17 protein-coding genes and 1 tRNA gene are annotated in these 20,937 nt (G+C 64.9%); 4 read left to right on the top strand and 14 right to left on the bottom strand.

Going from position 1 to position 20,937, the window contains the following annotated elements:
* Nucleotides 1-423: 423 nt before the first annotated feature.
* Both AC1DLO_RS08540 and AC1DLO_RS08545 read right to left on the bottom strand, forming a co-directional pair.
* Entirely contained in the window at nucleotides 424-612 is a 189-nt protein-coding gene (locus AC1DLO_RS08540; protein WP_476889200.1) for a hypothetical protein, read from the bottom strand.
* Nucleotides 613-666: 54 nt separating this feature from the next.
* Nucleotides 667-1,362 (bottom strand): TetR/AcrR family transcriptional regulator, encoded by a 696-nt coding sequence (locus AC1DLO_RS08545; protein ID WP_476889201.1) that lies wholly within the window; start codon nucleotides 1,360-1,362, stop codon nucleotides 667-669.
* A gap of 129 nt (nucleotides 1,363-1,491) precedes the next feature.
* On the opposite strand from AC1DLO_RS08545, the gene AC1DLO_RS08550 reads away from it, so the two are divergent.
* From AC1DLO_RS08550 to mhpA, 4 genes are read left to right on the top strand one after another with little or no spacing between them, the layout of a single operon-like run.
* The gene (locus AC1DLO_RS08550; protein ID WP_476889202.1) at nucleotides 1,492-2,634 is read left to right on the top strand and encodes a VOC family protein; all 1,143 of its coding nucleotides are present in this window, start codon (nucleotides 1,492-1,494) and stop codon (nucleotides 2,632-2,634) included.
* Nucleotides 2,631-3,569 (top strand): fumarylacetoacetate hydrolase family protein, encoded by a 939-nt coding sequence (locus AC1DLO_RS08555; RefSeq protein WP_476889203.1) that lies wholly within the window; start codon nucleotides 2,631-2,633, stop codon nucleotides 3,567-3,569. The genes AC1DLO_RS08550 and AC1DLO_RS08555 overlap by 4 nt, the downstream gene beginning before the upstream one ends.
* The gene (locus AC1DLO_RS08560; RefSeq protein WP_476889204.1) at nucleotides 3,566-5,479 is read left to right on the top strand and encodes an acyl-CoA synthetase; all 1,914 of its coding nucleotides are present in this window, start codon (nucleotides 3,566-3,568) and stop codon (nucleotides 5,477-5,479) included. The genes AC1DLO_RS08555 and AC1DLO_RS08560 overlap by 4 nt, the downstream gene beginning before the upstream one ends.
* A complete protein-coding gene (mhpA, locus tag AC1DLO_RS08565) occupies nucleotides 5,476-7,023 on the top strand; it encodes a bifunctional 3-(3-hydroxy-phenyl)propionate/3-hydroxycinnamic acid hydroxylase MhpA (protein ID WP_476889205.1) in 1,548 nt (515 codons plus the stop codon). Before AC1DLO_RS08560 ends, mhpA begins: the two co-directional genes overlap by 4 nt.
* Nucleotides 7,024-7,070: 47 nt before the next feature.
* Here mhpA and AC1DLO_RS08570 read toward each other — a convergent pair.
* The 12 genes from AC1DLO_RS08570 to AC1DLO_RS08625 all read right to left on the bottom strand — a co-directional run bounded on the left by AC1DLO_RS08570 (nucleotide 7,071) and on the right by AC1DLO_RS08625 (nucleotide 20,934).
* Nucleotides 7,071-7,143, bottom strand: a tRNA-Asn gene (locus tag AC1DLO_RS08570).
* 62 nt (nucleotides 7,144-7,205) lie between these two features.
* On the bottom strand, nucleotides 7,206-9,146 hold the full coding sequence (gene dnaG / locus AC1DLO_RS08575) for a DNA primase (protein WP_476889206.1): 1,941 nt from the start codon (nucleotides 9,144-9,146) through the stop codon (nucleotides 7,206-7,208).
* A gap of 54 nt (nucleotides 9,147-9,200) precedes the next feature.
* Complete coding sequence (locus tag AC1DLO_RS08580) at nucleotides 9,201-10,511, bottom strand: deoxyguanosinetriphosphate triphosphohydrolase (RefSeq protein ID WP_184736028.1); 1,311 nt, start codon at nucleotides 10,509-10,511, stop codon at nucleotides 9,201-9,203.
* 113 nt (nucleotides 10,512-10,624) lie between these two features.
* Nucleotides 10,625-11,806 carry a tRNA dihydrouridine synthase DusB gene (gene dusB, locus AC1DLO_RS08585; RefSeq protein ID WP_476914456.1) on the bottom strand — a complete coding sequence of 394 codons (1,182 nt, stop codon included), beginning with the start codon at nucleotides 11,804-11,806 and terminating at the stop codon, nucleotides 10,625-10,627.
* A 46-nt stretch (nucleotides 11,807-11,852) separates the two neighbouring features.
* The gene (locus AC1DLO_RS08590) at nucleotides 11,853-12,464 is read right to left on the bottom strand and encodes a response regulator transcription factor (protein ID WP_476889208.1); all 612 of its coding nucleotides are present in this window, start codon (nucleotides 12,462-12,464) and stop codon (nucleotides 11,853-11,855) included.
* Nucleotides 12,461-13,618, bottom strand: coding sequence for a sensor histidine kinase (locus AC1DLO_RS08595; RefSeq protein WP_476889209.1), 1,158 nt, complete (start codon nucleotides 13,616-13,618; stop codon nucleotides 12,461-12,463). The genes AC1DLO_RS08590 and AC1DLO_RS08595 overlap by 4 nt, the downstream gene beginning before the upstream one ends.
* A gap of 22 nt (nucleotides 13,619-13,640) precedes the next feature.
* A complete protein-coding gene (locus AC1DLO_RS08600; RefSeq protein WP_476889210.1) occupies nucleotides 13,641-14,417 on the bottom strand; it encodes an ABC transporter permease in 777 nt (258 codons plus the stop codon).
* On the bottom strand, nucleotides 14,414-15,352 hold the full coding sequence (locus tag AC1DLO_RS08605; protein ID WP_476889211.1) for an ABC transporter ATP-binding protein: 939 nt from the start codon (nucleotides 15,350-15,352) through the stop codon (nucleotides 14,414-14,416). Before AC1DLO_RS08605 ends, AC1DLO_RS08600 begins: the two co-directional genes overlap by 4 nt.
* A gap of 106 nt (nucleotides 15,353-15,458) precedes the next feature.
* Complete coding sequence (locus AC1DLO_RS08610; RefSeq protein ID WP_476889212.1) at nucleotides 15,459-16,880, bottom strand: YibE/F family protein; 1,422 nt, start codon at nucleotides 16,878-16,880, stop codon at nucleotides 15,459-15,461.
* 108 nt (nucleotides 16,881-16,988) lie between these two features.
* Nucleotides 16,989-18,362: an FAD-binding oxidoreductase gene (locus AC1DLO_RS08615; RefSeq protein ID WP_476889213.1), complete on the bottom strand. Its 1,374-nt coding sequence runs from the start codon at nucleotides 18,360-18,362 to the stop codon at nucleotides 16,989-16,991.
* Nucleotides 18,363-18,571: 209 nt separating this feature from the next.
* Nucleotides 18,572-19,546 (bottom strand): GNAT family N-acetyltransferase, encoded by a 975-nt coding sequence (locus AC1DLO_RS08620; protein WP_476889214.1) that lies wholly within the window; start codon nucleotides 19,544-19,546, stop codon nucleotides 18,572-18,574.
* Nucleotides 19,547-19,548: 2 nt separating this feature from the next.
* Entirely contained in the window at nucleotides 19,549-20,934 is a 1,386-nt protein-coding gene (locus AC1DLO_RS08625; protein ID WP_476889215.1) for a glycine--tRNA ligase, read from the bottom strand.
* Between the last annotated feature and the right edge of the window lie 3 nt (nucleotides 20,935-20,937).

The following is a 20,937-nucleotide window of genomic DNA, read 5'->3' on the forward strand; positions in this document are numbered from 1 at the left end:
GCCACAGATTGGCACAACGGATTATTTGAGACCGCAAAACCGTGACCGGCCAATGATCGAATTGATTGGTGTGGATCCGAGAGCGGGTTGTACAACCCGCAGCTTCCCGCATCCGGCCTGCCGATAGGCACTGGATTCTTGCGTGAGAGCAATAAGGAATCCGTTCTGTAGCCCCCGCCATGAACGAACGCCACCAACGATGTGGTGTGTATTCGTGACTGTACGCGTCAGGAGGTTGATATGCCATACGACGACGCGTACCGCACAGCATCCCGTCATGAGCAGACACTTATTGTCCAAGAAAATGCCCCATGCTGGACACGAAAAATCCCCGCCAGCACGCGGCGCGGCCAGTGTTCCGTCCAGCTCCGCTGACGAACGGACTGGATCATGAGCTATGTAGTGACGCTGGCAGCCAAGTGATCAGGCAAGACGTGGGCGGCTACTTTCGACGATGCAGCCGAAATGCTTGGTTGGACCGAGGCGCACCCTGACCTCGTCGATTCCTGGGTGCCGATCGTGCCCTTCGACGAGGCCATCAAGCATCTCGATGCGGAGGCCAATCGCGTCGCCTCGGAACGCCTCGAGGAGGCCAGCCGAGCCGTCCAGCATCGAGGAGCTGCCTGCCTGATCGAACTGCCAACAAGCGGCCCCAGGTCGCGCAATTCACCGGGCCGCGTCTCCAGTGAATGCCTCGTCGGCGACACCGCGCAGCTCTGCCGTATGGAGCTCGGGGAGTGGGCTGAGACATATCGCACGCGCTTCGTTGGCAGACACACCCAGCATTCGCAGGAGCGCCTCGGCCGCCCGATCCGTCGTCTCGGCATCGTCGCGGTCCGGTTCGGCATGCAAGAGCTGTCCGAGGAAGGTTGCCGCGCCGACGGCGCACACCACGGCGACGTCGACGTCTGTCATGGTGAACCGACCGGACTCGATGCCGGCCTGGATGTCGCGCCGGACGCGCGGTGCCAGCCCTGTCTGCGCGCCGAGGAGGTCGAATGCGCTGTGCAGGATCACCTTGCTGAGCTGAGGTTCACGGCGGTGGAAGCGGCCGGTCAAACGGAAGCTTGTCGCAAAAGCGACGGCGGGGTCGTCGACGTCGGAGGTGAGTTCGTCGAGGACCGCGCCGAGGAGGTCCAAGACGTGCTCGACCGCTGCCTCGAACAGCTGGTCTTTCGACTCAAAGTGGTTGTAAAAGGAGCCGAGCCCGACGTCCGCAGCTTGGGTGATCTCCAGCACCGGCATGTTGGTCTGTCCTTGAGCAAGGAAGGACTGTGCTGCGCGGATCAACGCGGCACGAGTCTGCGCCTTCCGTCGATGCGACCGGCTGGGTTCAGAGGCCGGGGCTGGGGCTGGGGTCATCGTTGCCTCCTTGAAGTCATTCGGTCACAGAAGCTTAGCAGCGCTCCGTCAGATATGAAGAAATCTTCAACTGCCCTTGACTGACGATATCGTCATAACCGATGATTTAGTCAGAAAGAGAGGCAATCCATGAACGACCACCACGACCACCACGGCACCCACAGCGGCCTCCACAGTGAGCAGGGGGCGCTGCGAGGCGAGCACCCCGGACGGGCGACGAACCCGATCATCAAGGTGCACGACATCGCCTGGCTCGAGTTCCAGAAGCAAGACCTGGCCGCTGCAGAGACCTTCGCGCACGCCTTCGGATTCGCCACAAGCCTGCGCACCCGTGACGAGCTGCACCTCCGAGGCACCGACACCGGAGCGCCGTGCGTGATCGTACGGCGCGGACCGAGATCGCAATACCTGGGTGCCGCGTTCACTGCGACCGAGGCCTCCGACGTCCTCCGCCTGGCTGACGCGACAGGCGCGACCTCGAAGAAGCTACCGGAGACGATCGGCGGCATAGGAGTCGATCTCGTGGATCCGAGTGGCGCTTCCATTCGCGTCGTCGCGGACACGCACAAGCTCCCTCCCCTGCCGACCCAGACGCCCCTCACCTTCAACGCGGGCCACGAGGTGGCGCGGGCCAACCAGACCCAGCGGCCGCTGCGTCAGCCAGCGATCGTCCAGCGCCTCGGTCACCTCGTGCTGCAGAGCACAAAGTACCGTGAAACGCTCGACTGGTACCTGCAGCGCCTTGGCCTGATTGTCAGTGACTTCCTTTACTACCCGGGGCAGCGGGAGCGGGGTCCGACAATGAGCTTCATCCGCTGCGACCGGGGTTCGACACCGACCGACCATCACACGATCGCGATGACGCTGGGCCCGACGAATCGCTACGTGCACTCGGCGTACCAGGTCGCCGACATCGATGCCCTGGCCGCGGGCGGTGAGCTTTTGCGCGACCTTGGGTACCACCGCTCGTGGGGAATCGGCCGCCACATCCAAGGCAGTCAAATCTTCGACTACTGGCGCGACCCCAACGGCTTCCTGGTCGAGCACTTCACCGATGGGGACATGTTTGACTGCACCCTCGAACCCGGTTGGGCACAAATGACCGCCTCCGGTCTCGCCCAGTGGGGCCCTCCGGCCACCAAAGACTTCCTCGGTATGACCCCTGGCCGGGAGTCGCTGCGTGAGCTGGCCTCGATGGTGTCCGCGCTCCGCGACGACAACGAGTTCGATTTCACGCGCCTGCGCGGCCTGATGAAGGTAGCCACCTCATGACCATCTCCATCCTGCGAACCGCTGACGACTGGTGGGTCCACACCCCCTCCGGAGCCGCCCGTATCGCCACCCCAGCAACCACCACGGGCGAGCTGCTCGCCGATCGTGCGGCCATCCAAGCCGCGATCGGCGGCAGCGAGACCGTGCCGGTGGAAAACCTCGACCTCATCTCGCCGATCACAGTGCCGTGCCGTGTGGTGGCCCAGATGACGAACTTTGCCTCGCACGTGAGGGACGCCGGCATGGATCCCAGAAAGATTCCATTGACATTCTTCCGCAAGTCCTCGGGCTCGGTCAGCGGGCCCTATGACGACGTCGTCCGGCCCGGGCACGTGCATTTCCTCGACTACGAGGCCGAGATTGGCCTCGTGATGGGCCGTGAGACCCCGGTCGGCGCTGAGATCAATGATGAGACGATCGCCCACTACGTCGCAGGGCTCGTGATCACCAACGACGTCTCGGCCCGCGACCTGCAACTCCCGAAGACTCAGTTCTACGAGTCCAAGTCCTACCCGAGCTTCACCCCCACCGGACCGACGCTCGTACTCTTCGACGATGAGGACTGGAAGCGCTTTGGTGAGCTGCGGTTGCGGCTTTGGGTAAACGGCGAGATCCGCCAGGACATGACGGTGGCCGACATGATCTACCTCCCGGTGGAGGCGCTGCGGGCACTCACCCGCTTCCAGCACCTCTCCCCTGGTGACCTGGTCCTGACGGGCACGCCTGTCGGCACCGCACTGAGCGCACCACCCAAACCAGTGGAGCTGATCGCCAATTTGCTACCTCCGGCCGCCAAGTGGCGCCTGTTCTTCAAGGCACAGGGCCGCAATCCCAAGTACCTCAAGAGCGGTGACGTCATAGAGATCGCCATCAGCACCGACGACGGGAAGATCGACCTGGGGCGCCAAGGCACGATGGTGAGGGAGGCCCGGTGAACGGCACGCCTCTCTGGCCCCGGTACTCAAGTCCGGACGACGTCGTCGAGATCGAGAAGACGCCCCTCTTCGAACGCGGTCTTCCGGCGTCGACGTACGAGCTGCTGTCCAGGGCCGCCCAGCTATGGCCGGATCGCACGGCGGCGGCGATACTTCGGGACGCTGGGCGCTGGCAGGAACCGGTCAAGCTGACGTTCTCCGAGCTTCTCCGCGACGTGAACAGGATAGCGAACCTGCTGGCAGAAATCGGAGTTGGCCGCCAAGACACCGTTGCCTTGCTCTCGCCTAACTGCCAAGAGCTCATCGCCGCGATCCTGGCCTCCCAGGCTGCCGGGATCGCTGTCCCAATCAATCCCGGCTTGTCCGAGGATCACGTTGCGGAATTGCTCCAGCGCTCGGGTGCGCGTGTGCTGGTGGCCGCGGGGCCCGATCTCGATCCGGTGGTCACCGAGGCCGCGTTCAGTCTTGCGAAGAAGGGCCTGGTGGACCGTGTGCTCCTTTTGTCACCAACCGGGCAGGCACCAACCGCACAGGCATCAACCGGCCCGGCCGGGACCGTGGGATACGCAACCGTGGACTATCTGATGCGGCTAGCGGCGGACGCGTCGCCCGAGCAGTTCCACGGTGATCAGCCCGGACCAGGCGATCTGGCGGCGATCTTCCACACCGGCGGCACCACCGGCACCCCGAAGCTGGCGGCACACACCCAGGCCAACGAGATCGCCGACGCTTGGATGCTCGCAGCCAACGAGCTCGACGACGAGGACGCCGTGTACTTCGCCGCCCTGCCGCTGTTCCACGTCAACGCCCTCGTGGTGACCGTCCTCGCTCCCCTTTTCAAGGGCCAATCGGTCGTGTGGTCCGGACCGCTGGGCTATCGCGAGCCTGCTCTCTACAAGGTCTTCTGGAAGCTCGTCGAGCACCACCGGCTTACCGCGATGAGCGCCGTTCCTACCGTCTATGCCACACTCGCCGCGTCTCCGGTGAATGCCGACATCAGCAGCCTGCGCCACGCCATGGTCGGAGCCAGTCCCCTGCCCGCGGCCGTGCGTGCCGGCTTCGAGACAGCCACCGGCGTCGCCCTCATCGAAGGGTACGGCCTGACTGAAGCGACGTGCGTGAGCGTACGGAGCTTCCCAGACGCCGCCAAGGGCTCGCTCGGCTTTCGACTTCCCTACCAAGAGATCAAGGCGGTGCACGTCGACGACGCCGGACACTGGCATGATCTCGGACCAGGCACAAGAGGCCTGCTGGTGATCAACGGCCCCGCGGTCTTCCCCGGCTACGTCATCGGCAATGGCCCCGACGGCCCCTTGCTCGACGGCCTCGGCAAACTGCGGGACGGCTGGCTCGACACGGGCGATCTCGGACAGGTCGATGCGGACGGCTTCGTCCAGCTCACCGGTCGCGCCAAGGACCTGATCATCCGAGGCGGCCACAACATCGACCCCGCAATCATCGAGAGCGTTCTCCTCACCCACCCGGACGTGACCGGCGCGGCGGCGGTCGGCAGACCTGACCGGCATGCAGGGGAGGTACCGGTCGCCTACGTCACATTGGCCGTGGGTGCGACAACCAGGACCGAGGACCTGATTCGATGGGCGGAGGACCGGGCCGGGGAACGGGCGTCCACGCCGAAGTCCGTCACGATCGTCGACCAGCTTCCTGTCACTGCGGTCGGCAAACCATACAAGCTCGCGCTCCGGGCGGACGCCACAAGGGTAGCGCTGAGCGAGGCCTTGCGGGAGATGGCCGCTGTCCACGCCGTGGAAGCCGATATCGAGGACGGCGCGATAGTCGTCACAGTGAGTGCTGACGAGGCATCGCATACGAACGTCACGCGCGCCCTCGACGAGTACGGCGTCCGCTGGCGGGTCACGCACTGGCCGGCACCAAAGGCGGATCGATGATCACCGACAACCATGGCGCAATTCCTGTGGTCGTGATCGGCGCTGGTCCTTCCGGGTTGGCTGTCGCCACCCTACTCGGCCTGTATGGCATCGAGTGCCTCGTCCTAGACCGTTGGGAAGGCGTCTATCCGCTACCGCGAGCGGTACATCTTGACGACGAGGTCTATCGCATCCTCAACCGCCTAGGCGTGGCGACGCAATTCGCCGGGCTCAGCCGACCTGCACGCGGGCTACGTCTGCTCACACCCGGCCACCAGGTGATCGCGGAGTTCCAGCGATCGACCGATAGCGGCGCCCACGGCTACCCTCAGGAGAACATGTTCGACCAGCCGGACCTTGAGCAGCTCATGCGCGACAATCTCGGGATGATACCTTCGGTGACCCTGCGCGGCAATGTCGAGGTGCTCAGTGTGGCCCAGGGCAACGCGGCAGTCAGGGTGGACTTCACGGATCGTGTCACGGGGGCACGCGAGTCGGTCCGTGCCAGCCACGTCCTCGGCTGCGACGGCGCCAACAGCGTGGTGAGGGAGGCCATCGGCGCGGAGATGGGGGACCTGGGCTTCGAACAGCGATGGCTGGTTATCGACATCGACACCGCGGCGCCACTGAATCAGTGGGAAGGCGTCCACCAGCTGTGCGACTCCCACCGCGCCGGTACCTACATGCGCGTCGGAGAGGTCCGCTACCGCTGGGAGTTCCGACTGCTGCCCGACGAGACTGCCGCCGACTTCGCGACGATGGATGCTCTCCATCCACTGATCCGGCCGTGGACCGGGGACGTACCGGCGGACGATCTGCACGTGCTCCGGGTGGCCGACTACACCTTCCACGCCCAGATAGCCAGCAAGTGGCGCGACCGCCGCGTCTTCCTCCTCGGCGACGCCGCTCACCTCAGTCCTCCCTTCATCGGTCAAGGCATGGGGGCTGGACTCCGGGATGCGATGAACCTGGCCTGGAAGCTCGCCGGTGTTCTTGCCGGTGACCTCCCCGCGAGCGCGCTGGCCAGCTACCAGACCGAGCGCAAGCAGCACGCGAGAAGAACCATCACCCGCGCAAAGCTGCTCGGCCTCACCATGACCGCGGGCGGTCGCTTCGGCACCGCCCTGCGGAGGTTCCTCGGACCGGGCCTACACTTCGTGACAGGACTCGCCGCCCGATCCTGGACGGCGCTACCCGCTGGCTCTCGCACTCGACTCTCGGCAGTCGCCCGCACCTCCGCCGTCGGACGTCTCTGCCCCAACGCCCCGACGTCGGTTAGCCCGGACGCCAAGCGATTCGACGACGTCGCCGGAGACGGATTCGCGCTGTTAGCTCTCATAATCACGCCCGAGGAGCGCGAACGCATCCTTCACAGGGGCGCGGCACCGGTCGTCCCCGACCCCGGATCTGAGCTCCATCAGTGGCTTGTCCGTCATCGAGCCGCTGCTGCGATTGTCCGCCCGGATCGCACCGTGATGTTCACCTCGGACTCCGTCTCCGGGAGCCTCACCCGCCTGCCGTCGTTCCTCTCGGCAACCGCGCACGCCGAACGAACAAAGCGATGAACCAAAAATCCCCGCCCTCTACTGAGGACGGGGATTTTTGAGTAGCGCTCCTCCGACTGGACTTGAACCAGTAACCCTTCGATTAACAGTCGAATGCTCTGCCAATTGAGCTACGGAGGAATGAAGCGTGTATTAGCCTAACAAAGGCCCGGCGGGAAACGAAATCGGCGCTGTTGAAGCCCTTAGCTATCCATGCGGAGGGCGCGGCGCTGCATTTCCAGCTCCATGAGTTCCCGGTTGAGGCGTTGGAACTCCTCCGGCTGGGCCGAGGCATCCAGTCGCTGCAATTGGCCCATCTTGTCCGCCTTGACCCTGGTGATCTGCAGTTCGAACAGCCTGGCCAGGATGTCGCGGCAATACCGCTGAAGCGCTTCGGGAGTGCTGGCCGGCAGCGGAACCACAGCAAGTTCGGAAACCAAACCTTGGAGCGGTTCCGGAACCTCCTGGCGAATCCCTTCCACCCAGGCCACCGGGTCCCCCGCGTGGGCCAGTCCGGCGGCCCGGACAGCCGTGTGTACCGCGGAGTAGGCCGGAGTGACGAAATGGCATGCCTCAAAACGTTCCCATGCTCCACCGCTAAGCGCAGCTTCGCCTCCCAGGACAGCAGGGTTCTGGATGACCACCTCGAGGGCCTGCCGCTCCATGGCGGCGATGGGATCCCGGGGATCCGGGCGCATGAAGGCGATGGGAGCGTCCGACGGCGGTGCTGCCGCCGGCTGGCCGGCGTGGGTCGCCGTTGCTCCGTGTCCCGTCGCCGGTGCTCCCGCAGCCCCCGCCACTGGTTCACCGGAAGCAACGCGCTTGGCAGCCAGGCCTACTGCCCGGCTGACTTCCTCGATGGGCATGCCAAGCCAGCCTGCCAACTCCCGGACATAGGCCGGGCGGATGCCGGAATCACGGATCTGCGCAACCACAGGGGCCGACTCACGCAGCGCCGCCACGCGGCCTTCCACTGTGTCCAGGTTGTGGCGTTTGAGGGAGGCCCGGATGGCGAATTCGAAGAGGGGCCGGCGGGTACCGATCAAGTCCCTGACGGCCGCATCCCCCTTGAGTTGGCGCAAATCGCAAGGGTCGGCCCCGGTGGGCTCCACAGCCACGTATGTCTGCGCGACGAACCGCTGATCCTCCTCAAAGGCGCGCAATGCCGCTTTCTGCCCAGCGGCGTCGCCGTCGAAAGTGAAGATGACCTCTCCCCCGGTGCCGTCGTCGGACAGCAAGCGGCGGGCGATCTTGATGTGGTCAGTACCGAAAGCGGTACCGCACGTGGCCACGGCGGTACCGACTCCAGCCAGGTGGCAGGCCATGACGTCCGTGTACCCCTCCACCACCACCAGCTGCCGGTCCTTGGCGATGTTCCGTTTGGCGAGGTCGATGCCGTAGAGGACCTGGGACTTCTTGTAGAGCACGGTCTCCGGAGTGTTCAAGTATTTCGGGCCTTGGTCGTCCTCGTAGAGCTTGCGGGCGCCGAAGCCGATGGTGTCTCCGGCGATGTCCCGGATGGGCCAGATGAGCCGGCCACGGAAGCGGTCGTAGATGCCCCTGTTGCCTTCGGAAAACATCCCGGTCAGCTTCAATTCGGCATCCGTGAACCCGCGTCCGCGCAGGTGTTTCAGGAGCGAGTCCCAACCCTGCGGCGCGTACCCGACGCCGAACTGCTCGGCTGCGGTCCGATCGAAACCGCGGCCGTGGAGGAAGTTGCGGCCCTCGGCGGCACCTGCCGTGAGCAGTTGGGCGCGGAAGAACTCGTCGGCGACCTTGTGGGCATCCAGCAGCCGTTGGCGCTTGCCGACCTCTTCGCGGTTGGGACCGGTTCCGCCGTCTTCGTAGCGCAGCTCGTAGCCGATCCTGGCTGCGAGCTTTTCCACGGCTTCGTGGAAGGAGCTGTGGTCCATTTTCTGGACGAACGAGATGGCATCGCCGTCCTCACCACAGCCGAAGCAGTGGTACCGGCCAACTTGGGGGCGGACGGTGAACGACGGCGAGCGCTCGTCGTGGAAGGGACACAGGCCCTTGAAGGTGCCAAGGCCCGCACCTTTGAGGGTGACGTAGCCGTCCACTACTTCCTTGATATCGGTGCGCTGGCGTACTTCGTCGATATCTTCACGTTTTATTAGGCCAGCCACGAATCAATATTAGTTGATGTCAGATCAACAAATTCGGGCGGTCCAGCCTCACGCCTACCAGAGCGACGGCAGGCTGCCCACCAGACGTTCGTACATCGCCAGCGCCGAAGCGTCCGTCAGCGACGCCACCTGGTCGATGACGACGCGAAGCCGGGCGCCGTCGTCGGGGGCGTCCCGCCAGTCTGCGGCGAACATCGGTTCCAGATGCCGGTCTCCGCTCGCATTGAGCACGCCAACCAGGGCGTGCAGGACTTCGCGCTGACGCTCATAGACGGGTTGCCGATGGTCGGTGGAAATCACAAATGTCGTGGCGAGGCCCTTCATGGCCGCGATCTCAGTGACGGTTTCCTCCGGAACCATGAGTTCCGCGCCGTACCGGGTCAGGTGGTCCGGGCCGAAGTGCGCCCGCGTCGTCTCCAGGGCGCTTTGGCAAAAGCGGCCGATCAACTGGCTGGTCATGTCCTTCAGCGCTGCCATCGCCTTGCGGCTGCCATCTGCCTCACGGACCCAGACGCTGGTGGCTTCGAGTCGGGCCAAAGCGGCATCGATCTCAGCGGGATCGTTGTGGGGCAGGTACCACTGCTTGGTGTACCCCACCACCCGTGCCCGGTGGTCCGGATTGTCCAGCCACTTCAGCTGGAAATGGCCGGCAACGATGGCGTCCTCAACGTCGTGTACGGAGTACGAGATATCGTCGGCCAGGTCCATGACCTGGGCCTCGATGCAGGAGCGGTTGCCCGGCGCGCCGTCACGAAGCCAGGCAAACACGGGCAGGTCGTCTTCATAGGCTCCGAACTTGCTGCTCCGCTGTCCGTGGATGACGGGGGCGTCGACGGCGGACCACGGGTATTTGGAGGCCGCGTCAAGGCTGGCGCGGGTCAGGTTCAGCCCGGCGGGCTGGCCGTCGGCGGTGAGGACCTTGGGTTCAAGCCGCGTGAGCAGGCGCAGGGTCTGGGCGTTGCCTTCGAAGCCACCGATTCCGTGGGCTACCTCGTTGAGGGCCGATTCCCCGTTGTGGCCGAAGGGCGGGTGGCCCAAATCGTGGCTCAAGCACGCCGTGTCCACAACATCGGGATCGCAACCGAGCGCACGGCCCAACTCGCGGCCCACCTGGGCGACTTCGAGGCTGTGCGTCAGGCGGGTGCGCACGAAATCATCGGTATCCGGGGCAACCACTTGGGTCTTCGCCCCGAGCCGGCGGAGGGCGGAAGAATGCAGCACCCTTGCCCGGTCCCTCTCGAAGTCCGAACGGTAGGTATTCTTCCGAGGCTCCTGCACCCAGCGTGCTGAGTCGGCCTCCACATAGCCTGGAATGCCCGTTGCGTTTTCGGCTGTGCGTGCCGCAGACATCGCTTCAGTTCCCATGGGTATCCGCCTCCTCCGCTTGCCGTGCGCCGGTGTCGATACAACCAGTGCCTATGCAGCCAGTTTTCCACGACTCCGGCCGTGCGCGTGCACGCGTCGACCGAAGCCGCGCTTTAGCCGCCCGAAACGTCCAATTCGGCCGCCGCGATGTCGCGGGTCTGGTCCGCGTCCATCTGCCGGCTGAGCAGCCAGTCCTTGGGCAAGGCTGGCCTCTTCGGCGAACCTGCGCGTCCGCGCGGGCCTTCGGAGTCGATGCCCGGGTAGGGCAAGTCCATGTCCAGTTGGTCCAGCAGCTCGCGCAGGACCTCGAGGGTTGGCACGGTGGCCAGTTTGGCGCGCAGTTCCCCGCCCACCACGTAGCCCTTGAAGTACCAGGCCATGTGCTTGCGGATCTCGCGCAGCGCCTTGTACTCGTCATTGCCAAAGGTTTCGATCATGAGCTCGGCGTGACGGTAGACGCCGTCGGCAACCTCCCGCAGGCCTGGGCGGTGGCGCTGATCGCTGCCTTCAAAGGCGGCCTGGAGGTCACCGAAGAGCCACGGGCGGCCTTGGCAGCCGCGGCCCACCACGACGCCGTCGATCCCTGTTTCGCGCACCATGCGCACTGCGTCTTCGGCGGACCAGATATCGCCGTTGCCCAGCACGGGAATGTCCGGAAGGGCCTCACGCAGGCGTGCGATGGCGGACCAGTCGGCCTGACCGGAGTAGAACTGCGCGGCAGTGCGTCCGTGGAGCGCGACGGCGGCAACGCCGGAATCGCGGGCGATGCGGCCGGCGTCGAGGTACGTGAGGTGGTCCTCGTCAATGCCCTTGCGCATCTTGATGGTCAGCGGGATATCGCCCTTGGAGGCTTCCTTGACCGCGGTCTGGACGATGGAGGTGAAGAGGTCGATCTTCCAGGGAAGGGCGGATCCGCCGCCGCGCCGTGTGACTTTGGGGACGGGGCAGCCGAAGTTGAGGTCGATGTGGTCCRCCCGGTCTTCTTCGACGAGCATGCGAACGGCCTGGCCCACGGTGACAGGGTCCACTCCGTACAACTGCACGGACCGGACCTTTTCGTCGTCATCGTGGGAAATGATGCGCAACGATTCCGGGGTGCGCTCCACCAGGGCCCGGGAGGTCACCATCTCTGCGACGTACAGGCCGCCGCCGTATTCACGGCACAGCCTGCGGAACGCCGAGTTGGTGATCCCGGCCATCGGCGCAAGGATCACGGGGGTGTCCACGGTGATCCGGCCAAGCTGCAACGGGGGCAGCTCGAGCTTGGGCGAAGGGGGCGTTGCTACTACAGTCACCCGTCCATTGTCTCAAAGCGGGGCAAATCGACGTCGCGCACAGAACTCAGAGCAGCCAGCCGTTGTCCTCGGCGATCCGCACGGCCTCGGCACGGGTCCGCCCGCCGGTCTTGGCCATCGTGGCGGAGAGGTAGTTCCGGACGGTCCCTTCAGAGAGCATCGCTGACTTCGCGATATCGGCGACCGTTCCGCCGTCGGACGCCGCCTTGAGCACCTCCGCCTCGCGTTCGGTCAGTGGGCTGTCCCCGGCGGTCAATGATTCCGCGGCGAGCACGGGGTCCACCACCCTGAGGCCCTGGTGGACCCGGCGCACCGCTTCGGCCAATTGCCGCGCCGGCGTGTCCTTGACGACGAATCCGGAGGCACCGGCCTGCATGGCGCGCTTGAGGTAGCCCGGCCGTCCGAAGGTGGTCACCATGAGGACCCGGCACGACGGCGCCGCCCGCCGCACAGCCGCTGCCGCGCTGATCCCGTCCAGGCCGGGCATCTCGACGTCGAGCATTGCCACATCGGCGGAGTGCTCGACGACGGCGGCCGCCACCCCTGTCCCGTCGCCCAATTCAGCGACCACCTCGATGTCCGACTCCAGCCCCAGCAAAGCCGCCAGCGCCCCGCGCACCAGTGCCTGGTCGTCTGCGATCACCAATCGGATACTCATACTTCAACCGCCAATCTGAACCCTCCCAGGTCACTCGGCCCAATACTGACTGTTCCCCCGGCGGCACCTACGCGTTCGTGGATCCCGGCCAGTCCGTTCCCGGAGCGGCCCCCGGGAGCCGGGCCGACGCCGTCGTCCTCCACCAAAACGCTCGACGCCGTCAACCGGACTCGGCAGCGTGCGGCGCCGGAGTGCCGCACCACATTGGTGATGCCTTCGCGCAGTACCCAACCGAAGAGTTCCCTGTGCCTCGCCGGAACTTGTTCCACGGTGCCTGGCAATTCGGCGTCGATCCCTGCCGACTCCAGGGCGGTCCGAGCGACCGCGAGTTCGGCGAGGACGTTGACGCCCCGGTACCCGGCCACTGTGGCGCGGACGTCGGCGAGCGCACCGCGGGCCAGGTCCTGGACCGCGGAAATCTCGGCAGCCGCCCGGTCCCGGGCAGGGTGGTCGCCGGGGACGGTGTCCAGCATCCGGCCGGCCAACTCGGCCTTCACGGCGATCACCGTCAGGGAGTGTCCCAGGATGTCGTGCATGTCCCGGGCCACGCGGCTGCGCTCAGCGGCCACGGCTGCGTCGGCGAGCTCAGTCTGCGCTTCCCGGAGCCGTGCGGTCTGCCGGATCAGCCGCGCGAAGGCGGACATCATGAGGCCGAGGGACAAGATGATCCCGGCCTGGAGCAAGGCCTGCTCCCCGTTGCCCGTCACCAGCTGCGTAGTGAAGGAGGCGAGGGACAACGTGACGATGAGGAAGAAGTCCGCGCGGGCCGGAAGGGACGTCATGGCGATGGCGCAGGCGAGGAACGTCCAAGTCCACAAGGCTTCCCTTCCGAGGAGGAAGACGATCGCCCCGTTCAGCGCCAGCATGATGCAGACGGACACGAGGCCCGCCCGGACGCCCAGGCGCCAACTGATCTGCGGCAGGAAGGCGTAGGCAGCGAAGAACGCGATCAGGGATGCCGAAGCCACCGCTTTCCAGGCCAGCGGTTCGTCCACGGACCACACGAGGTTCCACGTAGGCCAGGCCCAGAGGAGGATGGAGAGTCCCGCACCGATGAACCAGCCTCGTGGCCCGGGACCGCGGAACATGGTGCCGCTGAACACGTTTCCGGTGAACACGTCCCTGAAGGAGGTTCCGCCTGCGTTGCTCGTCATGGTGCTTACCCTAGCGGCCGGTTCAGACACGTTTCGTGTCGCGGCGGAACGCCATCGCGGCCCCGGCCACGAAGATCGCGAGCCAGGTGAGCACGTTGACGATCCACGCCCAATCGAACTCGCCGGTGATGGGACTCCGGGCCAATTGCCCGATCCCGTATGCGGGCGTGAACTTGGCGATGTTCCCGAAGGTCTCCCCCATGATTTCGATCGGCATGAACAGCCCACCGAGCATGGCAAGGATCGCCAGAGCCGGGCCGAGGATCTGCATGACGTTCTGGCTCGGCATGAGGTATCCAACGAACAAGCCGAGGGCCGCGAAGACCAGGGAACCCAGCCAAGCCACCAACCCCGCTGTCAGCCAGGTCTGGGCATCCATGGTGACACCGGCTAGGGCACCGATGACGAACTGTGCCACCACGGCCACGAGGGACAGCGTCAGCGCGGCCAAGGCTTTCACCGCGATGTACGCACCGGGCAGGAGGGGCGTGAGGCGAAGCTGGCGGCTCCAGCCCTGGGCACGTTCCACTGCCACTTGGCTGCCAGCGCCCGTCGCAGCGGTCATGGCCGCGTAGACCGTCAGGCTGATGAGGATGTACTGGCCGTAGCTGTGTCCGTTGGGCAGGAGCTTGTCCTTGTTGGACAGGCCGAAAATGAAGAAGAAAACGGCTGGCATGAACACCGTGAAGATGATGGTCCGGCGGTTCCGGAGCATCCGCTTGATCTCGATCCACAAGAACGTACGGTTGACCCCGCCTGCGGATGGCTTCCTGTCCTGGATCGCGGTTGCCGTGCTCATACGAGGTCTCCTTCAAAAGTGATGTTTGCGGATTCCGGCACGGCATCGTCTCCGGTGAGGGCGACGAAGGCCTCCTCAAGGTTGTTGGCCGCCACCTCGACGTCGTGGGCGCCCGTGTTGTTGAGCAGGTAACGCACGACGGCGTCCGAGTCGCCCGTGCGGACGGTGAGGCGACCGCCGTCGTACTCAATGCTCTCCGCCGGCGGCATCCCGGCCAGCAGCCCGCGCTCTGTTGCCGGAAGCGAAGCCTTGACGGTACGGCCCGAGGCAAGGTTCTTGATCTGGGCGGCGGTGCCGTCCGCAACGATGCTGCCTTGCCGGACCAGGACAATCCTGTCCGCATAGGCGTCGGCTTCTTCGAGATAATGGGTGGCGAAGATGACGGTCCGTCCGCGCTGGGCGTCGGTCCTGATGGCGGTCCAGAAGTCGCGTCGTCCCGCGACGTCCATGCCAGTGGTGGGCTCGTCCAGGATGAGCAACCCGGGATCGGAGACAAGAGCCATGGCGAAGCGCAGGCGCTGCTGCTGGCCGCCGGAGCACTTCTCCACCTTGCGGTCGGCGATCTCCAGGATGCCCGCCCGGGCGAGGACTTCGTCCACGGGGCGGGAGGAATCGAACATGGCTGCGTTGAGCTGCACGGTTTCGCGGACGCTGATGTCCCGCAATAGGCCGCCGGTCTGCATCACGGCTGCCACCTGACCGCGGGCGATGGCTCCCCTGGGAGTGTGGCCGAAGATGGAAACGCGTCCCTGATCCGGGGCGCTCAATCCGAGGATCATGTCGATGGTGGTGGTCTTGCCCGCCCCGTTGGGACCGAGGAACGCCACCACTTCCCCCGGCTGCACGGTGAGATCCAGGCCGCGGACGGCGCGGACCTTCCCGAAGCTCTTGTGCAGTCCGACGGCGTGGACGGCCGGCACACTCGTTGTTGTCATGACGCTCCTTGGATGATGGTTTGCTCCGTTACCCATCCAAGCCTGGGGCCGTGGACTGTGCCCGGGGCGTGTGTCACCAATGAGGGATGACAAATGTCATGCGGCGCTAGCGGCGCTCGGCTTCCCGTCGTGCGCGCCTCGTCATCACGACGGCGGCAAGCTCGCCCGTGTCGAAGGATTCGAACGCGTCCGCGGCCTCTGCGGTTTCAAGCTCACGGACGTTGCGGTCGTAATCCCCAGCCCCGGCGGCCACGAGCCGGCGGGGACCGGTCGCCTTGACCACCAGCACCGCGATCAACGTGGTCACGGGAATGGCCAACACGAGGCCGATAGAGCCCACCAGCGTACGAATGACTTCCTCGGACAACTCTGCACTGGTGAGGGCATCAACCAGCGGGCGGTCATAGAGCATGACGATGATCAAGATGGGAAGCGCGGCGCCAGCGTAGGCAAAGGCGATGGTGTAGACCGTGGAGGCGATATGGTCACGGCCAATCCTCATGGCGGACGTGAACAGCGTGCGGGCGCTCGTCTCCGGCGCGAGTTCGTAGAGCTCCCACACGGCCGAGGATTGGGTGATGGTGACGTCGTTCAGGACGCCCAGTCCGGAGATGATGAGACCGCACAAGATGATCCCGGAAATGGAGATCTTGTCCGACATGTTCACCAGCGCGGCGGCGTCGTGGCTGCCGACTCCGGTCAGGTTGGCGGCGTCCGTGGCCCATGCTGCCAACAACGCCGTGATGCTGAGGCCGAAGATGGTGCCCAACAACGCGGTGGATGTCCTGGCCGAAAAGCCGTGGGCGAAGTAGAGCACCCCCATCATGATTGCGGTGGAACCAACCAACGCCACGAGCAGTGGCGGCTTGCCCTCCACCAATCCCGGCAACATGAAGCTGACCAGCACCACGTAGGCTCCCGCCAAGCCAAGCAGCGCCCTGAAGCCCCGCCAGCGGGCCACCGCAATGACCACCACCGCGTACAGGATGGCCAAAAGAGCCATGGGAACGTTCCGCACGAAATCCAGGAAAACGTACGACGGCGAGCCGTTGCCTGCCGCTGCGCCTTGAACACCGGAGAGGTTCAAGTAGCGGATGCTGTCCCCCACCTTGACGCCGTGCGACTTCGCGACGTCCGGGTTGATCACCACCTTGACGGGACTGCCGCCTTTGTCCGGCTGGGTGGACGCGAAAGTGCACTGGGAACCTTGCTGTTGCGCACCATTGCTTTGGTCCGTCCCCGGGGCTTGAGCACCTTGGGCTTGGGTCCCTTGGGTGCAGCTCTCCTGCGTGACGGCTTGGATCTTGCCGGTATCAAACGTCACACCCGGTGCAGCCTGGTAGGGGCTAGCGAGGGATATGCCCGCCTTGCTCCCTGACGGCCACATGACGAGCATTGCAACGATCGTGAGCACGGCAAGCGGAGCCAGGACAGCCACCAGGAGCCAGTTGGCCCGCTTACGCGCCGCGAGCGCCTGCGGGCTTGGCTCGAAATGCTCTGTGTGTCCGTGTGAATGGCCGTGACCCATTAGCTGCAAAACCTCATGCCTACAACCCTACGTGGGGCAGCGTGGCATCGCCCATACGCGGAGCGGCGTGAGGGGTGCCTGCCGGGTGGCGGCTTCGTGACGGGGTGTTCAGGCGGGTTTGATGTTCTGGTTCACGTGGAAGAGGTTTCCGGGATCGTACTTGCTCTTGATGGCTTGAAGTCGCTCGTAGTTGACTCCGTAGTTCTCGGCAATACGGTTCTGGTCTTCCGCATCCATGAAGTTGATGTAGCCGCTCGCAGCAGAATGCGGACGGAGCGCCTCTGCGTAGTTGCGGGCCCACGCAATGTTGGCTTCGTTGTCCGCAGGGTCCGGCCATTGTGCCGCGATGACGGGCGCGAACTTCATGCCGCGGTTCGCGAAAGCTGTGTCTTCAGCTCCGACGCGGGCCACCGCGCCGTCGATCGGATAGACGTGGACCGAGGTGTTGACACTCGTGACCGTTGAACCGAACTCTGAATGCGCATCGATGACGCCATCGTTCAGTTCACTGATGAAGTTGGCCTTCCAATACCCTTGCAGGCCCTTCGGATTGAGTCCGTCAAACGCTACGTTGAGTGCCGGATAGGGCATCGGAGTGACGACTGATCCGGCCACGGGTGCGACGTCGAGGAACGGTTGCCACCGCGACTCGCCTTCGGCCATGTCCCCCGTCCACATCCCGACCACGACGCAAACAGGCTTGCCGTGCCATTCCTCGGGAAGGAACGGGACCGGCGGACCCTGATGGAAGCCGAGGAACGCCCCGAATTCTTCAGGGGCAGAGTCGATGTAATCCCGGTAGAACTTGGCGACAGTCTCGGTGTGCTCTGCTCCGTAGATGACAATGCCCACGTGGACCATGTCCACCGGATGCAGCTTGTATTCCAGCGACGTCACCACGCCGAAGTTGCCTCCGCCTCCCCGCAACGCCCAGAAGAGGTCCTCGTTGTGGGTTTCACTGGCAGTGAGGAATTTACCGTCGGCCGTCACCACGTCAGCCGAGATCAAGTTGTCGCAGCTCAAGCCGTGTTTGCGGGCCAGATAGCCGATGCCGCCGCCCAAGGTCAGTCCGGCGATACCGGTGGACCCGACAATTCCGCCGGTTGTGGCCAGTCCGAAAGCGTGGGTCGCGTGGTTGAAATCTGCCCAGGTTGTTCCTGCCTCGGCACGGGCTGTGCCCGCTTCGGGGTCAACGCGGACACCGGTGCGGTTGACGAAATCTATGACCAGGGCATCGTCCCAGGTCCCGAAGCCCGGGGCGCTGTGGCCGCCTCCCCGGATCGCCAAAGGCAAGGAGTTGCCCCGGGCGAAGTTCACGCTCGCGATGACATCCGACACCTGTGCCACACGGACGATGCCGGCTGGGCGCTTGTCGATCATTCCGTTAAAGACAGCGCGGGCAGAATCGTAGTCGGGATCATTTGGAGTGACGAGTTGCCCGCGGAGTTGTTCCCGCAGTCCGTCGAGCGCTGTTCCATTCATGGGTGTTGCCGCCGATTCTCTTCGTGAGACCGGATTCGTTCCACCCGCCGCTTTCCCGCCAGACCAAACGACCGGAGCTTACGTCGTTATGCCTACACCCAGACCGCGACGTCGTCAAGGGTTCACCCAACTGGCTCGCATTAGTTGTCGTTATGAGGGCTCAAAACGACAACTAATGCGAGTCAGTTGGGCCGGGCCTCGAGGAAAGGCTACTCGCTGACCACCAGGGTGTCCGCGCCACGGAGCTTCGCCTTGCCCGACTCCAGCAGCGGATCGACGACGGCGCGCACAGCCGTCATGGAATCATCCACTTCAAGGAGCACCGGGTGCTGGTACGCAATGAGCGCCAGCAGGTCACGGACTGCCTCGCGGGCCTCGTCATCCTGCAAACGGGGTTCGTGTCCCAGGAATACTTCCGAGGCTTCGTCCGAGCTGCCCTGGGCATAGCTGATGGCGAAGGCCCGCAACTTGCCCTTGCGGGTGGCCGGAACGCCCGAACCAAAAGCACTGGCCTTTGGAGCACGCAGAACGAGTGCACCGTGCGCCCCCGTTAGCTCGTCAAGGAACAGCCGCTGCACCGTGGGGATACCCAGTTCGCCCGGGCTGTCCCAGTGGTGCACGGCAGCGTAGTACCGTCCGACGACGTCGCTGAGTTCCACGGAGCCTGTGGCGAGGTCTTCAACCTGCTCGGAAGCGGCCTCCTCGGAACCGTCGCCAAACACCGGGAGCCGCAGCGGCTCGGGTTCCACCACTACAAGCTGTGAGCGCTGGATCGGCGCGAGCCCCGCCCACTCGGCGAAGGCGGCACCGGAGGTGCCGGGCTCTACCTTGCTGCGCAGTTTGGTGACCCCCGACGGCGACTGTTCGGCTTCGCGTCGCAGCATGGTCAGGAGCGTGGCACCTATCCCGCTCCGGCGATGATCCTTGGCAACCTCGATGTATGCCCAGAGACGTTCCGGGTGCAAGGAAGCCTCGTGGACCACCCCGGCGGCCACGGGGATGCCGATGCCGTCAACCACGTCTTCCGCCACGATGCACCGGCGCCAAGGCTGGCCTTGGCCGCTGTTGCTCGATGGCGCCAGTGCTGCCCGGAACTGCTGGGCCGGCAGGGTCTCGGGCCCACCCCACATTTCCAACAGCGCGAGGTCGTCGCCATCACGCCATTCGCGGTACTCGATGGACACGCCTAGGCGCCAATCAGTCGCGCGGCCAGGTAGGCCTCAACCTTGTCGAGGGAAACGCGTTCCTGGCTCATGGTGTCGCGCTCACGGATCGTGACCGCTTGGTCGTCGAGGGTGTCGAAGTCCACGGTGATGCAGAACGGAGTACCGATCTCGTCCTGGCGGCGGTAGCGGCGGCCAATGGCGCCGGCGTCGTCGAAGTCGATGTTCCAGTTCTTGCGCAGCTGGGCGCCCAAGTCCTTCGCCTTCGGGGACAGGTCCTCGTTGCGGCTCAGCGGAAGCACGGCTGCCTTGACCGGTGCCAGGCGGGGGTCAAGCTTCAGGACAGTGCGGACGTCGACGCCGCCCTTGGCGTTGGGTGCCTCATCCTCGGTGTAGGCGTCGATCAGGAACGCCATGAAGGAACGGGTCAGGCCAGCCGCGGGCTCAATGACGTACGGGGTGTAACGCTCGTTGGTGGCCTGGTTGAAGTAGCTGAGGTCCGTGCCCGAGGCCTTCGCGTGCGTGGACAGGTCGAAGTCGGTGCGGTTGGCGATGCCCTCGAGCTCGCCCCACTCGGAGCCCTGGAAACCGAAACGGTACTCGATGTCCGTGGTGCCTTTGGAGTAGTGGCTGAGCTTGTCCAGCGGGTGCTCGAAGAAACGCAGGTTTTCCGGCCGGATGCCGAGGCCGGTGTACCAGGACATGCGTTCCTTCATCCAGTACTGGTGCCATTCCTCGTCCGTGCCGGGCTCGACGAAGAATTCCATTTCCATCTGCTCGAACTCGCGGGTGCGGAAGATGAAGTTGCCCGGTGTGATCTCGTTGCGGAAGGACTTGCCGATCTGGCCGATGCCGAACGGTGGCTTCTTGCGGGACGTGGTGAGCACGTTGCTGAAATTCACGAAGATGCCCTGCGCGGTTTCCGGGCGCAGGTAGTGCAGGCCTTCTTCACTGGCCACCGGGCCGAGGAAGGTCTTGAGGAGGCCGGAGAATTCCTGCGGTTCGGTCCATTCGCCGCGGGTGCCGCAGTTGGCGCAGGCAATGTCCTTGAGGCCGTTTTCGGCGGGACGGCCCTTCTTTTCCTCGTACTCTTCCAGGAGGTGGTCGGCACGGTAGCGCTTGTGGCAGGAAAGGCACTCGACCAAGGGGTCCGAGAACACCTCGACGTGTCCTGACGCTTCCCATACCTGGCGCGGCAGGATCACGGAGGAGTCCAGGCCCACCACGTCCTCGCGACCGCGGACAACGCTCTGCCACCACTGGCGCTTGATGTTTTCCTTGAGTTCGGCACCGAGGGGGCCATAGTCCCACGCAGAGCGGGAGCCACCATAGATTTCACCGGCCTGAAACACGAAGCCCCTCCGCTTGGAGAGGGAAATGACCTGGTCGAGGACGGATTTTGCTGCCATGGG

The sequence above is a fragment of the Arthrobacter sp. 01T419 genome (assembly GCF_056398865.1).